General features: G+C 59.8%; 14 protein-coding genes. 10 read left to right on the top strand and 4 right to left on the bottom strand.

Annotated features, from left to right (window positions below):
• Position 1 precedes the first annotated feature (1 nt).
• Together FAZ30_RS06165 and FAZ30_RS06160 are read left to right on the top strand one after the other, a co-directional pair.
• Positions 2 to 466 carry a tRNA (cytidine(34)-2'-O)-methyltransferase gene (locus FAZ30_RS06165; protein ID WP_103522942.1) on the top strand — a complete coding sequence of 155 codons (465 nt, stop codon included), beginning with the start codon at positions 2 to 4 and terminating at the stop codon, positions 464 to 466.
• 275 nt (positions 467 to 741) lie between these two features.
• Complete coding sequence (locus FAZ30_RS06160) at positions 742 to 1539, top strand: septal ring lytic transglycosylase RlpA family protein (RefSeq protein WP_246043412.1); 798 nt, start codon at positions 742 to 744, stop codon at positions 1537 to 1539.
• 235 nt (positions 1540 to 1774) lie between these two features.
• Here the strand turns inward: FAZ30_RS06160 and yihA are convergent, their stop codons facing one another.
• A complete protein-coding gene (gene yihA, locus FAZ30_RS06155; RefSeq protein ID WP_124645276.1) occupies positions 1775 to 2398 on the bottom strand; it encodes a ribosome biogenesis GTP-binding protein YihA/YsxC in 624 nt (207 codons plus the stop codon).
• 90 nt (positions 2399 to 2488) lie between these two features.
• Here yihA and FAZ30_RS06150 point away from each other — a divergent pair, with 90 nt between their 5' ends.
• The 5 genes from FAZ30_RS06150 (at position 2489) to FAZ30_RS06130 (ending at position 8372) form a co-directional block, all read left to right on the top strand.
• Positions 2489 to 3100 carry a c-type cytochrome gene (locus FAZ30_RS06150; protein ID WP_124645277.1) on the top strand — a complete coding sequence of 204 codons (612 nt, stop codon included), beginning with the start codon at positions 2489 to 2491 and terminating at the stop codon, positions 3098 to 3100.
• A 73-nt stretch (positions 3101 to 3173) separates the two neighbouring features.
• The gene (locus FAZ30_RS06145) at positions 3174 to 5198 is read left to right on the top strand and encodes a cytochrome c biogenesis protein ResB (RefSeq protein ID WP_137009068.1); all 2025 of its coding nucleotides are present in this window, start codon (positions 3174 to 3176) and stop codon (positions 5196 to 5198) included.
• Positions 5198 to 6340, top strand: a complete 1143-nt coding sequence (gene ccsB, locus FAZ30_RS06140; RefSeq protein WP_124645279.1) for a c-type cytochrome biogenesis protein CcsB — start codon at positions 5198 to 5200, stop codon at positions 6338 to 6340. Before FAZ30_RS06145 ends, ccsB begins: the two co-directional genes overlap by 1 nt.
• Before the next feature lie 120 nt (positions 6341 to 6460).
• A complete protein-coding gene (locus FAZ30_RS06135; RefSeq protein ID WP_124645280.1) occupies positions 6461 to 8047 on the top strand; it encodes a TerC family protein in 1587 nt (528 codons plus the stop codon).
• The gene (locus FAZ30_RS06130) at positions 8034 to 8372 is read left to right on the top strand and encodes a GIY-YIG nuclease family protein (protein WP_342773776.1); all 339 of its coding nucleotides are present in this window, start codon (positions 8034 to 8036) and stop codon (positions 8370 to 8372) included. Before FAZ30_RS06135 ends, FAZ30_RS06130 begins: the two co-directional genes overlap by 14 nt.
• Here the strand turns inward: FAZ30_RS06130 and FAZ30_RS06125 are convergent.
• Positions 8366 to 9187, bottom strand: coding sequence for a class I SAM-dependent methyltransferase (locus FAZ30_RS06125; RefSeq protein ID WP_124645281.1), 822 nt, complete (start codon positions 9185 to 9187; stop codon positions 8366 to 8368). The genes FAZ30_RS06130 and FAZ30_RS06125 overlap by 7 nt on opposite strands.
• Positions 9188 to 9311: 124 nt before the next feature.
• Between FAZ30_RS06125 and FAZ30_RS06120 the strand changes: the two genes are divergently transcribed.
• The 3 genes from FAZ30_RS06120 (at position 9312) to FAZ30_RS06110 (ending at position 11223) form a co-directional block, all read left to right on the top strand.
• The gene (locus tag FAZ30_RS06120; RefSeq protein WP_124645376.1) at positions 9312 to 9962 is read left to right on the top strand and encodes an MBL fold metallo-hydrolase; all 651 of its coding nucleotides are present in this window, start codon (positions 9312 to 9314) and stop codon (positions 9960 to 9962) included.
• The gene (locus tag FAZ30_RS06115; RefSeq protein ID WP_124645282.1) at positions 9962 to 10297 is read left to right on the top strand and encodes an MGMT family protein; all 336 of its coding nucleotides are present in this window, start codon (positions 9962 to 9964) and stop codon (positions 10295 to 10297) included. Before FAZ30_RS06120 ends, FAZ30_RS06115 begins: the two co-directional genes overlap by 1 nt.
• Positions 10298 to 10473: 176 nt before the next feature.
• A complete protein-coding gene (locus tag FAZ30_RS06110) occupies positions 10474 to 11223 on the top strand; it encodes an outer membrane protein OmpK (RefSeq protein ID WP_124645283.1) in 750 nt (249 codons plus the stop codon).
• An 80-nt stretch (positions 11224 to 11303) separates the two neighbouring features.
• Here FAZ30_RS06110 and pgi read toward each other — a convergent pair whose 3' ends face one another.
• Together pgi and hexR are read right to left on the bottom strand one after the other, a co-directional pair.
• Positions 11304 to 12953: a glucose-6-phosphate isomerase gene (pgi, locus tag FAZ30_RS06105; protein ID WP_124645284.1), complete on the bottom strand. Its 1650-nt coding sequence runs from the start codon at positions 12951 to 12953 to the stop codon at positions 11304 to 11306.
• Positions 12954 to 12957: 4 nt separating this feature from the next.
• Entirely contained in the window at positions 12958 to 13809 is an 852-nt protein-coding gene (gene hexR / locus FAZ30_RS06100; protein WP_103523703.1) for a transcriptional regulator HexR, read from the bottom strand.
• Between the last annotated feature and the right edge of the window lie 3 nt (positions 13810 to 13812).

Below are 13812 nucleotides of genomic sequence, written 5' to 3'. Positions count from 1 at the left end.
GATGTTCACCGTTGTTCTTTTTCAGCCGGAAATCCCGCCCAATACGGGCAATGTGATTCGTTTATGTGCCAACACCGGCTGTGAACTGCATCTGGTCAAACCCATGGGTTTTCCCATGGAGGATGCCAAGTTGCGACGCGCGGGCCTCGACTACCACGAATATGCCCGTGTCGTTGTCCATGAAAACTGGGCTGCCTGTCAGCAGGCCCTGCAAGGACGGCGAATTTTCGCTGCAACAACCAAAGGCGCCACGCGCCATGACCAGATCTCTTTCCAATCTGGGGACGTACTGCTGTTCGGTCCCGAATCCCGCGGCTTGCCGCCTGAAGTGCTGGAGGATTTTCCTTCATCACAGAGGATTCGTTTGCCCATGCGCCCCGAATCGAGAAGCCTGAACCTTTCCAATGCCGTTGCAATCACGGTGTTCGAAGCGTGGCGGCAGATCGGATTTGAAGGAGGAAGCTGACAGTTCACAGACCGGCCAACACTAACGGGCCAGCAAGAAACATTGCTGCTGAAGTGAACCAGACTGCAAGCCTGCACCCTGCCGCCAATGCGGCATCGGGGTGATAGCACGGGCCAGGCAGTTTTGCTCTTCCAGGCAGGGACTGCACTCGCCAGCCGAGCGCAAGTCGCCAGTGTTTTTTGATGTGCCCAACAGCATAAGGGAGGTCTATGCAATCAGTACTCCGATGGCTGTGGCTTGTTTTTGTCAGTCTCGTACTCGTGGCCTGCTCCACCGTGAAGACGGCGAGCGCCACCAGCCAAACGTCGGCCAAGCCGACCAAGAAGCCCACCGTAGCCAACAATGGCGGTGCCTATTTTCAGAAAGATGGCCCTGCTGACCACATTCCGGTCAATCTGAATCTGGTACCGGATGCCGTACCCCAAGCAGAACCGCTGATCAAGTCAGCCAACCAGCCTTACTCGGCGATGGGAATGAGCTTCCGTCCCGACACCAGCGAGAAACCCTTTCAGGCCAGTGGCCGGGCCTCCTGGTATGGCAAGCAGTTCCATGGCAGAAAAACCACCTCGGGTGAGCGTTACGACATGTTTGCCATGACGGCGGCCCATCCGACCCTGCCGATCCCGAGCTATGCCCGGGTGACCAATATGACCAATGGCAAGTCGGTCATCGTACGTATCAACGACCGTGGACCCTTCCACAAGAATCGTGCGATGGATCTGTCTTACGCCGCTGCCTACAAGCTGGGCTTCGTCAAGCAAGGCAGTGCCAAGGTCAGCATCGAACGTGTCTGGCCGATGGCCGGCGGTGAAGCCGTCGCCAGCAATAGCCCCGACATCAAGGCAGAGGACAATCCCAAGTATCTGCAACTGGGCTCCTTCAACAAGCTGGCCAATGCCGAAGCGCTGTTGAAGAAGATGCTGGATGAAATGGACGACCGTTACGATTCCAAGCTGGGCATCATCAACCAGCAAGGCAATTACAAGGTACGCCTGGGCCCCTTCCCGTCGGATGCTGCCGTGCGCAGCGCTGCGGAGAGCCTGAAGGTGGAAAACGTGGTGATGAAGAACTGAGCGGATGGTGGCGGCCTGGCATCGCCGCCCCACTTGCCCAAACAAAAGCGAAGGAATTCCTTCGCTTTTTTCATGTCTGGCTGCCCGCGCCAGGAATGCCGGCCATAAAAAACCCGGCGCACATGGCGCCGGGGTAAAGGCCTTAATTGTCAGCGTAAGGCTCCCGCTCAGGGAGGCAAGCGGGAGGTGCCGGAGCACCTGCACGGTTAGTGTCACCCTCCCCGACAAAGTTCCGTCATTCCGCGACTGGCGGCTCGTCCTGTTCTTTCTGTACAGCATCAAACCAGCCGATCACCACCTGCTCCACCTGTTCGGTACCGGTTTTCTTCAGGCTGGAGAACAGCTGCACGCTCACCCCTGGGTAGTCAGCCAGTTCGCGCCGCACCATGTTCAGGGTTTGCTGCTGGTCGCTACGCGACAATTTGTCGGATTTGGACAACAGAATATGCACGGGCCGGCCGGTATCACGGAAGAAATTCAGCATCTGCCGATCCAGCTCCAGCAGTGGTCGACGCGAATCCATGATCAGGATCAGGCCGATCAGACTCTCGCGGGTTTGCAGATAGCGACCCAGCAGCTGCACCCAGTGTGCCCGTACGGCTTCCGGTACTTCGGCATAGCCATAACCGGGCAAATCCACCATGAAACGTTCATGGCCCAGGTCAAAGAAGTTGATATGCTGGGTACGGCCCGGTGTCTTGGAGACATACGCCAGCCGGGTACGGTTAGCCAGCGTGTTGATGGCGCTGGACTTGCCGGCATTGGACCGCCCCACGAAGGCAACCTCGGCGCGGGTGGGCGGCAAGTCCTTCAAATGGTTGACGGTGGTATAAAAAGTGGCGTTTTTAAAAATCGACATAGTAGTAAGGTTGATTTCAGTTGGTATAGAATAACAGGTTTGAAATTGCCACTTTTACAGATATTTAAGAATTCCTCACAAGGAGCGATCATGAAACGGATGATGCTGTTGGCTGTAGCTGCGGCAACCCTGGCTGGAAGTGCGTGGGCAGAAGGCATTGCCAAGGGAGACCCGGTAAAGGGCAAGCAGATCGTTGACACGGTGTGTGCCGCCTGTCACGGTGCTGATGGCAACAGCGTAGCGTCGGCAAACCCGACCTTGGCCGGCCAGCATGAGGTGTATATCTACAACCAGCTGCAGGCTTTCAAGAAGGGCGAGCGCAAGAATCCGATCATGCTGGGCATGGCGTCAGCACTGTCCGATGCCGACATGCGCAACGTGGCCTCCTACTTCAGCCAGCAGAAACCCAAGGCGCGTGAAGCATCCAACAAGGATCTGATGACGCTGGGTGCCAAGGTATACCGCGTAGGCAACCCGGCAACCCACGTACCGGCCTGTATGGCCTGCCACGGCCCGGCCGGCAAGGGTATCCCCGACCAGTTCCCGCGTGTGGGCAGCCAGCATGCCGCCTACATCGCCAAACAGCTGGGTGACTTCAAGGCAGGTAGCGATCGCAAGAACGTGACCATGTCGGATGTTGCTTCCCGCATGAGCGATGCTGAAATGAAGGCAGTAGCCGAATACATTTCGGGTCTGCGCTAATCGCAACTTTTGCGAATAGCCTTGTTCAAAAGGGAAGCCTTAACCGGCTTCCCTTTTTGTGTTCGGCACCAAGATGACAAAAAACTCCCGCAACACCGTCTTTTACAAGTTGTACGAGCTGTTCAGTTCGATGCGTTTCGCCATTGGTCTGCTGACCATTCTGGCCATCGCCTCGATCATCGGCACCGTACTGAAGCAGAACGAGCCCTACCCCAACTACGCCTTTGAATTCGGCCAGTACTGGTTTGCCGTATTCGAACAGCTGGGTTTGTACGACGTTTACCACTCGGGCTGGTTCCTGACCATTCTGGCCTTCCTGGTGCTGTCCACCACACTGTGCATCCTGCGCAATGGCCCGGGCTTCATCAAGGACATGAAGGCCTATCGCGAAAAGGCATCAGACAACTCGCTGGCTGCCATCAAGCACAGCGTGGAGCTGCCGGCCGACACGGTCGACCCCGATACGCTGCGCGCCTATCTACGCGGCCAGGGCTGGCGCTGGCGCGAACACCAGCGTGAAGACGGCAGCCTGGTACTGGCTGCCAAAAAAGGCGCAGCCAGCAAGCTGGGCTACTTCTTCGCCCACATTGCACTGGTGGTGATCTGCATTGGTGGCCTGATGGATGGCAACCTGCCGCTGAAGCTGGCCGAGATGGTGGGCAGCGTGGTGCCGGAAACCCGTGACATCCCGCAAAGCCAGATTCCGTCACAAAGCCGCCTGTCCACCTCCAATCTGTCTTTTCGCGGCAATGTCACCATTGCCGAGGGCAAGAGCGGCGATGTGGTGTTCCTGAATGCCGGCAATGGCTATCTGGTACAAGAGCTGCCGTTTACCGTCAGCCTGAAGAAGTTCTACGTCGACTACTACAGCAATGGCATGCCCAAGCTGTTTGCCAGCGACATCGTGGTCACCGACAAGGCCACTGGCAAGGTGACCGAAGCCCAGGTCAAGGTGAACCATCCGCTGATCGTGGACGGCGTGGCCATTTACCAGGCCAGCTTTGGCGATGGCGGTTCACCGCTGTCCTTGAAAGCCTGGAACCTGGAAGCCCCGCAGATGCAGCCGGTGGACATCAAGGGCATTTCCATGGGTGGCCAGCCGCTACGTGCCAATGGCAAGGACTACAGCCTGGAGTTTGGCGAACTGCGTGTGTTCAATATCGAGAACATGGGCGGCAAGACCGATGCTGCCGCAGGCAAGAGCCTGGCCCAGCGCATGCAGGATGCGCGCGAAGTGAAGCATGAAAAGCAGCTGAAGAATATCGGCCCTTCCATCAGCTTCAAACTGCGCGACAAACAGGGCCAGGCCATTGAATTCCACCACTATATGGCCCCGATCCAGCAGGATGGTGCCAGCTATATGGTGGCCGGCGTACGCAACAAGGTATCCGATCCCTTCCAGTACCTGCGTTTGCCGCTGGACGACAAGCTGTCGCTGGACCGTTTCATGCGTTTGCGCAGCGCGTTTATGAACCCGGCACTCTATGATGAGATTGCACAGCGCACCACGGCCAAGGCCATGCAGGGTTCGGCCATCAGCCCGGCCATGCAGCAGCAGTTTGCCGGCAGTGTGAAATGGATACTGGCGCGCTTTGCCCAAGGCGGTTTCGTGGCGCTGGAGCAGTTCCTGGATGAGAAGGTGCCGCAAGACAAGCGTCAGGCCGTGGCCCAGACCTATGTCAAGATCCTGCAAGGTGCCGTGGTGGATGTGATGAATGTGGCCGATGCCAAGGCCGGCCTGCCACCGGTCGCCATGGACAGCCAGCACTATCGTTTCCTGCTGGACAGCCTGGTGGGCATCAGTGCCCTGCATGATTACCAGGCTCCGGTGCTGCTGCAGCTGCAGGGCTTTGACCAGGTACAGGCTTCCGGCTTGCAACTGACTCGCTCGCCGGGCAAGAACCTGGTGTATCTTGGCTCGCTGATGCTGGTCATCGGCATCATCCTGATGTTCTACGTACGCGAAGTTCGGCTGTGGCTGCGGTGTGGCACAGCCAGCGTGCGGCTGGCCATGAGTTCCAACCGTCACAACCGTGATCTGGACGAGGACTTCCGCCGCCGCAGCGAGGCAATTCAACAGTTGGTACGAGGTAAGTGATGGAACTGGCTCAATCCTTTGTCGAGCAGCCGCTGTACAAGCGGCTGAAGCCCAGCGACTGGCTGTATGCCGTGCTGGTACTGGTGGCTGCCGGGCAAGCCTGGCGCTTGTACAACCCCTTCATGGATGGCTATGAGCAGGCGATTCTGGCCGGCTCGGCCATCGGCCTGATCGCCTTGGGCTGGTTCTGGAAGTCCTGGCGCTGGTTCTTCCCGCTGTCGGCCAGCGTGGCCCTGCTGGGCATCAGCCTGTACCACGGCGAGCTGGCACGGGCGCAGACGGCCTTCTGGCTGAAATTCCTGCTGTCCAGCCAGTCGGCCATCATGTGGATGTGCACGCTGTTCTTCCTGGCCACCCTGGTGTACTGGGCCGGCCTGGTCACCCGCTCGACCATGCTCTCGCGCATGGGCAGCGGCCTGACCTGGGCGGCGGCGGTGATGGGTGGGGCCGGCCTGTTCGTGCGCTGGTACGAGAGCTACCTGATCGGCAGCGATGTCGGCCACATCCCGGTATCCAACCTGTACGAAGTCTTCATCCTGTTCACCCTGATCACCGCGCTGATGTATCTGTACTACGAAGCGCGCTTTGCCACCCGCCAGGCCGGTGCCTTCGTGCTGTTGGTCATCAGTGCCGCTGTCGGCTTTATCCTGTGGTACAGCTTCGATCGCCAGGCGCATGAAATCCAGCCGCTGATCCCGGCCCTGCAATCGTGGTGGATGAAGATTCATGTTCCGGCAAACTTTGTCGGATATGGTGCGTTCGCCATGTCGGCCATGCTGGGTGTGGCCGAGCTGCTGGTGCTCAAGGGCGTGCTGAAAGACCGGCTGCCTGCCGCAGAAGTGCTGGATGAAATGATGTACAAGGCCATTTCCATCGGCTTTCTGTTCTTCACCATCGCCACCATTCTGGGTGCGATGTGGGCAGCCGATGCCTGGGGCGGCTACTGGAGCTGGGACCCGAAGGAAACCTGGGCCCTGATCGTGTGGCTGAACTACGCCGCCTGGCTGCATATCCGCCTGGTGAAGGGCTGGCGTGGCGAACCGCTGGCCTGGTGGGCCGTCATCGGCCTCTTGGTCACCACCTTCGCCTTCCTCGGGGTGAACATGTACCTGACCGGCCTGCATTCTTACGGCGGTCTGTAAACCTCACCCAGCCCCGGCCAGTCGCATGGCCGGGGCTTTGCTTTGCCCCCGGCGCGGACAAGAAAGCCGGGGTTTGTTATTGTGTGGACTGTTTCTTTTCAAGGATCGCGTTTTTACATCATGGATTTTTCATGGCTGTCTGACCCCTATGCCCTGCTAGGCCTCTTGACCCTGATCGTGCTGGAGGTCGTGCTCGGCGTCGACAACCTGATTTTCGTGGCCATCCTGGCCGAGAAACTCCCCCCCCACCAGCGTGACCGCGCACGGGTACTGGGCCTGTCACTGGCCCTGATCATGCGACTGTTCATGCTGGCCGGCATCAGCTGGCTGGTGAAGCTGACCGCACCGCTGTTTTCGGTACTGGGACAAAGCTTTTCCGGGCGCGACCTGATCATGCTGGGCGGCGGTCTTTTCCTGCTGTTCAAGGCCACCATGGAGCTGCACGAGCGGCTGGAAGGGGTGGAACACAGCGACGGCAACGGCCAGAAAGCCTACGCCGCCTTCGCCACCGTGGTGGTACAGATCCTGGTGCTGGACGCGGTGTTCTCCATCGACTCGGTGGTCACCGCCATTGGCATGTCCGAACACCTTGGCATCATGATGCTGGCGGTGGTCATCGCCATGAGCATGATGATCATGGCCAGCAAGCCGCTGACCCGTTTCGTCAACGCCCACCCCACGGTGGTGATGCTGTGCCTGGGCTTCTTGCTGATGATCGGCTTCAGCCTGATTGCCGACGGCTTCGGTTTCCATATCCCCAAGGGCTATCTGTACGCCGCCATCGGCTTCTCGGTACTGATCGAAGTATTCAACCAGGTGGCCAACGTCAACCACCAACGCTATCTGAACAGTCGCAATACCTTCCGCTCCCGTACTGCCGATACCGTGCTGCGCCTGCTGGGCAATGCGCCCTTGCAACATGGCAGCCATCACGAGCAGGAAAAGGAAGAAGGCCCGCGTGAAGAAGGGGAAGGCGCGTTTGCCCACAATGAGCGCGCCATGATCCACAGCGTGCTGACCCTGGCCGAGCGGCCGATACGGGTGATTGCCACCCCACGCTCGGACATCCACCGCCTGGACATCAGCCAGGATGCCGAACAGCAACGCAAGGTATTGCGCGACAGCCCCTACTCGCGCCTGCTGGTGGTCGGCGCCGGCCGTATCGACGAGCCGCTGGGCATCGTCGCCCGCAAAGACCTGCTGGCCCAGTTGCTGGATGGCCAGACGCTGGACGTGATGGCCGCGCTGCGTCAACCGCTGGTGCTGCCGGAAGGCATGACCGTGCTGAAAGCACTGGAAGCCTTCCGCCAGCAAGCTGCCGACATGGCCTTCGTGGTAAATGAATTTGGCAGCCTGGAAGGCATCGTCACCCAGAAAGACCTGATGGAAGCGATTGCCGGTGACTTCCCGGAAGAACACGAGCGCCACGAGCAGCCGGCTCTGGTACAGCATGAAGATGGCAGCCTCGACGTGGAAGGCAGCCTGGAACTGATGACGCTGGAGCAATACATCGAACTGGGCAATTACGAGGACGAGGATTTCCACACCGTGGCCGGCCTGCTGATGCATCGTCTGGAGCGCATTCCGCGCCTGGGCGACAGCATCCGCGAAGGCGGCTGGGAAATCAGCGTGACCGAGCAGAAGGGCAACCGCACCGAGCGCGTCAGCATCTGCCCGCTGCCGCGCCTGGAAGATGAGCAGCACTGAGGCCGACAACACCGCGCCGGCGGCGGCCTCCAGCTGGTATCTGTACATGCTGGAATGCCGTGACGGCGCGCTCTACACCGGCATCAGCACCGATGTGACGCGGCGCTATGCCGCCCACTGCGCCGGCAAAGGTGCACGCTATACCCGGCTCAACCCGCCGCAGCGCATCGTGCTGATCCACCCCTTTGCCGACAAATCACAGGCGCTGAAGGCCGAGCATGCCATCAAACGCCTGTCCGCCGCCGCCAAACGCCAGCTGGCGGCGCAAGGTGACCTGAACGCCTGGCTGGCAACTAGCCCCCGCCAGGCCTCAGACACTCAATAAACAAAGCGCTCGCGCAGGTCTTCCAGATTCAGCTCGTGCAGGATCGCTTCCTGCCGCTCGCGTGCGCTTTGCTTGCCCTTGCCGGTCTTCTTGGCAATGATCAGCTCGTTCTTCATCGAATGCTCCCAGCCCACCAGCTCGGTCACCGTCAGCTGGTAGCCACGCGCCTCCAGCTGCAGGCAGCGCAGCACATTGGTCAGCTGGCTGCCAAACTCGCGCGTGTGGATGGGGTGACGCCACAGCTCGGACAACGGCGTCTTGCCGAAGGTCTCGTTCTTTTTCTGGCGCAGCACAGCGGCCACCTCGGCCTGACAGCAGGGCACCAGCACGATGTATTTGGCGTCCTTGGCCAGCGCAAAGCGGATGGCATCATCGGTCGCGGTATTGCAGGCATGCAGCGCGGTGATGATATCGACCTGTGGCGGCAGTTCATCCGAGGTGATGGACTGCTCCACCGTCAGATTGAGAAAACCCATGCGCGCGAAGCCCAGCCGTGCCGCCAGCGCCTGCGAACTCTGCACCAGCTCGGGCCGGGTCTCGATGCCGAATACCTCGCCGACGGCCTTGTCCTTGAGAAACAGGTCATACAGGATAAAACCCAGATAGGACTTGCCAGCGCCGTGGTCGGCCAGCGTCACACTGCCTTTGCTATCCAGTACATCCTGCAGCAGCGGCTCGATGAACTGGTACAGGTGGTAAACCTGCTTGAGCTTGCGGCGGGTGTCCTGGTTGATCTTGCCGTCGCGGGTAAGGATGTGCAGTTCTTTGAGCAACTCCAGCGACTGCTGCGGTTTGATTTCGGGGATCAGGCTCATCTTGGCCTCCGGTAAAGCGGGAATGGCGCGATTTTACCAGTTTCACCGCCCCAGCCCCCGACAAGCTTGGCCGCTGGCGCGCACCATGCCACAATTTGCCATCCCCACTCCACCGAGCGCCGCCATGTCCCTGCAGTACCACCTGATTCCGGTTACCCCCTTTGCCCAGAACTGCAGCGTACTGTGGTGCAGTGTGACCCGCGAGGCCGCCATTGTTGATGCCGGTGGCGATATCAGCCGCATCCGCGCCTGGACCGAGCAGCAGGGGCTCACCGTCACCAAGCTGCTGCTGACCCATGGCCATATCGACCATGCAGGTGGTGCCGGCGAACTGGCGGCGCAATTGGGTGTGCAGATCGAAGGCCCGGAGCAAAGCGAAAGTTTCTGGCTGGACCAGCTGCCCAATCAGGGCCGCATGTTCGGCTTTCCTTCCAGCCCGGCGCTCACCCCGGAACGCTGGCTGAACGAAGGCGACACGGTCAGCATCGGCCAGGAAACACTACAAGTGATCCACTGCCCCGGTCACACTCCTGGCCATGTGGTGTTCTATAGCGCAGCCGCCAGCCTGCTGGTGGCGGGTGACGTGCTGTTTCAGGGCTCCATCGGCCGCACTGACTTCCCCATGGGCAATCACCAGCAACTGATCGATGCCATCCAGCAAAAGCTGTTTTTGCTGCCGGACGACACCGTGGTGATCCCCGGCCACGGCCCGCTGACGACTATCGGCGACGAAAAACGCCACAACCCCTTCGTAGCCGACGCCCGCTTCCGCTGATGTCTCCCGCCTTCGAGCACGCAGTGCTGCAGCTGGTCGGGCAGATTCCGCCTGGGCGAGTCAGCAGTTATGGCGTGCTGGCGCAACTGGCCGGTTTCCCACGCCATGCCCGCCATGTCGGCAAGCTGCTGGGACAGTTGCCCACAGGCCACGCCCTGCCCTGGTACCGGGTAGTCAGCAGCGCAGGCAGCATTTCCCGCCCCGGCACGGAACAGGCCGACTGGCAGCGCGTACTACTGGAACAGGAGGGCATCGAGTTCTCTGCCAGCGGTAAAATCAGCCTGTTTCGCTATGGCTGGCCAGCCGAATCCTATGCGCCGGGCGGCGCTGGCTGAGTGGTTCCTGCTGAATATTGTCTGACACGGCCGCATACTGTTTTCATAATGTTGCCGAAATGTTACGTCGCTTGAGCTGAAACTTTTCAATATGGAGTTTTATGCGCTACCCTGCGCGCCCCGTATGTCTGCATGCGTGGCAATCCATATAAAAAAAGTTCACTTAGGCGGAAAAAATGAAAGCTCGTAAACTGCTGCTGGCCCTGTCCTTGCTGGGAAGTGCAAGCCTGGCCCAGGCCGACAACTGGTCTTTTGCCAATGTCAGCGCCAACTATCTCGACTGGTCTGGCCGCACCACTGACCAAAGCGGCAAGAAAGACTTTGTCTACCTGGAGGCCGAAGGCGGCATGGGTGGCAGCTGGGGTGATGTGTATGGCTTCTTCGATCTGGAAAATCCGGGCAAGAGCGACCACGGCACCAACGGTTACGACCGTCGCTACACCACCAAGGCCATCGGCCGCTTCAACCTGACCCAGGTCGGCGACGTGCCGGTACAGCTGTATGCCCACATCTACGATACCCGCGGCAACGGCTTCTTCACCCAGAACCGCGTACTGGGTGTCAGCACCGAACTGAAGTACGGCAACCTGACCCTCAAGCCCTTCATCGGCGCCCATGACGAACTGGACGCTTTCAGCGTGGGTTCCGGCTTCAATGGCTGGATGGCCGGCTATGTGCTGCTCTATCCGTTTAGTGCTTTTGGCCAGTCCTTCCTGGTGACCCAATGGCATGAAACCGAATTTGCCCGCAAACAGGAATTCACCCCCAACTACAAGCACAATACCGGTGAAAACGGGGCCATCGCCCTGTGGTGGAATGTCAGCAAGCGCTTCACCACTGGCGTGCAGTACCGCTACGCCGACCAGAAACTGGGCTCCGGCGAATACCAGAACGCCGTGATCTACAGCGCCAAGTACAACTTCTGATCACCGAAGCGCTGCCATGCAAAACGCCTCCATCCGGAGGCGTTTTTCTTTGGCGGCTGCCCATGACTCAGGCAGCACGCTTACTTGCTCTTGTTGGCCTGACGGTACAGCTGGATCAGCCGGCGGGTAGAGCTGTCGTGCTCGGCCGCCTTCAGCTTGCCGGTCAGCTCGCCGTGAATGGTTTTCGCCAGTTGCTTGCCCAGCTCCACCCCCCACTGGTCAAAGCTGTTGATGCCCCAGATCACGCCCTGCACAAAAATCTTGTGCTCGTAAGCGGCAATCAGCGAACCGAGGTTGCGCGGATCAAGAAAGCTCATCAGCAGGGTATTGGTAGGACGGTTGCCGGCAAACACCTTGTGCGGTACCAGCGCCTCCAGCGCCGCACCCTGCATGCCCTGGGCCACCAGCTCGGCGCGGGCTTCGTCAGCGGTCTTGCCGCGCATGAAGGCCTCGGCCTGGGCGAACACATTGGCCAGCAGGATTTCATGATGCCCCGGCAGGCTGCCACGGCTTTCCAGCGAGGCAATCAGGTCGATCGGCGAAATATGCGTGCCCTGATGCAAGAGCTGGAAGAAAGCATGCTGGCCATTGATGCCGGTCTCCCCCCAGATGATGGGCGCGGTTTCGAAATTCACCGGGCTGCCATCGGTGCGGGTCTGCTTGCCGTTGGATTCCATGTCCAGCTGCTGGATAAAGGCCGGCAGGCGGTGCAGATACTGCTCGTAGGGGGCGATGACATGGCTGCCGCCGCCAAAGTAGTTGATGTACCAGATGCCGATCATGGCCAGCAGCACCGGCATGTTCTGTTCGAACGGCGCATTGCGGAAATGCTGGTCCATGATGTGCGCGCCGTTAAGCAGCTCGGTGAAGTTTTCCTCGCCCAGATACAACATGATGGGCAGACCGATGGCCGACCACAGGCTGTAGCGGCCGCCTACCCAGTCCCAGAATTCGAACATGTTTGACGGGTCGATGCCGAAGTCCGCCACCGCTTTCTGGTTGGTGGATACGGCAACAAAGTGCTTGGCCACGGCTTTTTCGTCACGCGCACGCTGCAGGAACCAGTCGCGTGCGGTCAGGGCATTGGTGAGGGTTTCCTGGGTGGTGAAGGTTTTCGATTCCACCACGAACAAGGTGGTCTCCGAATGGACCTTTTTCAGGGTTTCCTTCAGCTGGGCGCCGTCCACATTGGAGACGAAATGCATGTTCATGCGCGGATGGCCAAACGGCCGTAGCGCACTGCACACCATCAGCGGGCCCAGGTCCGAACCGCCAATGCCGATATTGACGATGTCGGTGATGGGCTGGTTGGTATAACCCAGCCACTCGCCGGAACGCACGGCGTGGGCAAACTTGCCCATGCGCTCCAGTACCGAGTTCACCTTGGGCATCACGTCTTCGCCATCGACGAAGATGGGCGAATTGGTGCGATTGCGCAGCGCCACGTGCAACACGGCACGGTTTTCCGTGGTGTTGATCTTCTCGCCCTTGAACATGGACTTGATGCGCTCCGGCAGGCCGGCTTCGCGTGCCAGCTGCATCAGGCCCTGCAGGGTTTCGTCGGTAATGCGGTTTTTGGAGTAATCCAGGAACAAGCCACCCACTTCCAGGCCGTAGCGTTCGGCCCGCTCCGGGTCGCTTTCGAACAGCTCGCGCATATGCAGTTGCTTGGCATCGGCAAAGTGGTCCCACAGTCTTTGCCAGGCGGGAAGTTGGGTCAGGTCGCTCATGATATCAATCCTCTTCTGTCCGTTCTGCCAGTCTTTTCGCTTTGAGACTGTGCTTGGTTTTTTCCAGCTGCCCGATCACGCCCGGACCACGCCGCAAGGCCACGCCCACGGCCAGCACATCGATCAGTACCAGGTGGATGATGCGGGAGATCATCGGGCTGTAGGTTTCATTGTCTTCCTGGGTGTCCGCCATCAGGGCGATGGTGGCAGCCCGTGCCAGGGGCGAGCCACTGGCGGTGATGGCCACCACGGTGGCACCAGATGCAGTGGCTTCTTCCACCGCGTCCAGCAGCTCACGCGAGCGGCCGGAGCTGGAAATGGCCACCAGCACGTCGTCGGCGTTCAGTACCGAAGCCGCCATCATCTGGATGTGGGTGTCGGCATAGGCCACGGTGGAAATGCCGAAGCGGAAGAATTTGTGCTGGGCATCGGCGGCGGTGATGCCGGAGTTGCCCAAGCCGTAAAATTCCACGCGCCGCGCGCGGGAGATGGCCTCGATGGCCGCCTCGATGGCCTGCGGATTGACGTCGTTGCGGCTTTTCAGCAAGGCGGTGACGGTATTGTCGAACACCTTGGCGACAATTTCCGAGGTCGGGTCTTCCGGGCGAACGCTGGAATGCACATAGGGCACGCCGGTCACCAGGCTGCCTGCCAGTTTCAGCTTGAAGTCGGGCAGACCCGAGCAGCCCATGGAACGGCAGAAACGGATCACCGTGGGCTGGCTGACACCGGCATTGCGGGCAATATCGGCCACCGCAGCCTGCATCATGGTATAGGGCTGTTCCAGCACCAGCTCGGCCACTTTGCGTTCGGCCGAGGACAGGGCTTCAAGCTGAGACTTGATTCTTTCCAGCATGGG

Source organism: Aquitalea aquatilis (assembly GCF_005155025.1).
Lineage (GTDB): Bacteria > Pseudomonadota > Gammaproteobacteria > Burkholderiales > Chromobacteriaceae > Aquitalea > Aquitalea aquatilis.
The sequence above is the reverse complement of the archived record's forward strand: the minus strand, read 5'-3'. Positions and strand labels throughout refer to the sequence as shown.

Coding starts and splice junctions, on each gene's coding strand:
- FAZ30_RS06150 (WP_124645277.1), top strand. CDS start 2,489: ATGAAACGGATGATGCTGTTGGCTGTAGCTGCGGCAACCCTGGCTGGA.
- FAZ30_RS06165 (WP_103522942.1), top strand. CDS start 2: ATGTTCACCGTTGTTCTTTTTCAGCCGGAAATCCCGCCCAATACGGGC.
- FAZ30_RS06125 (WP_124645281.1), bottom strand. CDS start 9,187: ATGAGCCTGATCCCCGAAATCAAACCGCAGCAGTCGCTGGAGTTGCTC.
- hexR (WP_103523703.1), bottom strand. CDS start 13,809: ATGCTGGAAAGAATCAAGTCTCAGCTTGAAGCCCTGTCCTCGGCCGAA.
- FAZ30_RS06145 (WP_137009068.1), top strand. CDS start 3,174: ATGACAAAAAACTCCCGCAACACCGTCTTTTACAAGTTGTACGAGCTG.
- FAZ30_RS06110 (WP_124645283.1), top strand. CDS start 10,474: ATGAAAGCTCGTAAACTGCTGCTGGCCCTGTCCTTGCTGGGAAGTGCA.
- FAZ30_RS06115 (WP_124645282.1), top strand. CDS start 9,962: ATGTCTCCCGCCTTCGAGCACGCAGTGCTGCAGCTGGTCGGGCAGATT.
- pgi (WP_124645284.1), bottom strand. CDS start 12,953: ATGAGCGACCTGACCCAACTTCCCGCCTGGCAAAGACTGTGGGACCAC.
- yihA (WP_124645276.1), bottom strand. CDS start 2,398: ATGTCGATTTTTAAAAACGCCACTTTTTATACCACCGTCAACCATTTG.
- FAZ30_RS06120 (WP_124645376.1), top strand. CDS start 9,312: ATGTCCCTGCAGTACCACCTGATTCCGGTTACCCCCTTTGCCCAGAAC.
- ccsB (WP_124645279.1), top strand. CDS start 5,198: ATGGAACTGGCTCAATCCTTTGTCGAGCAGCCGCTGTACAAGCGGCTG.
- FAZ30_RS06135 (WP_124645280.1), top strand. CDS start 6,461: ATGGATTTTTCATGGCTGTCTGACCCCTATGCCCTGCTAGGCCTCTTG.
- FAZ30_RS06130 (WP_342773776.1), top strand. CDS start 8,034: ATGAGCAGCACTGAGGCCGACAACACCGCGCCGGCGGCGGCCTCCAGC.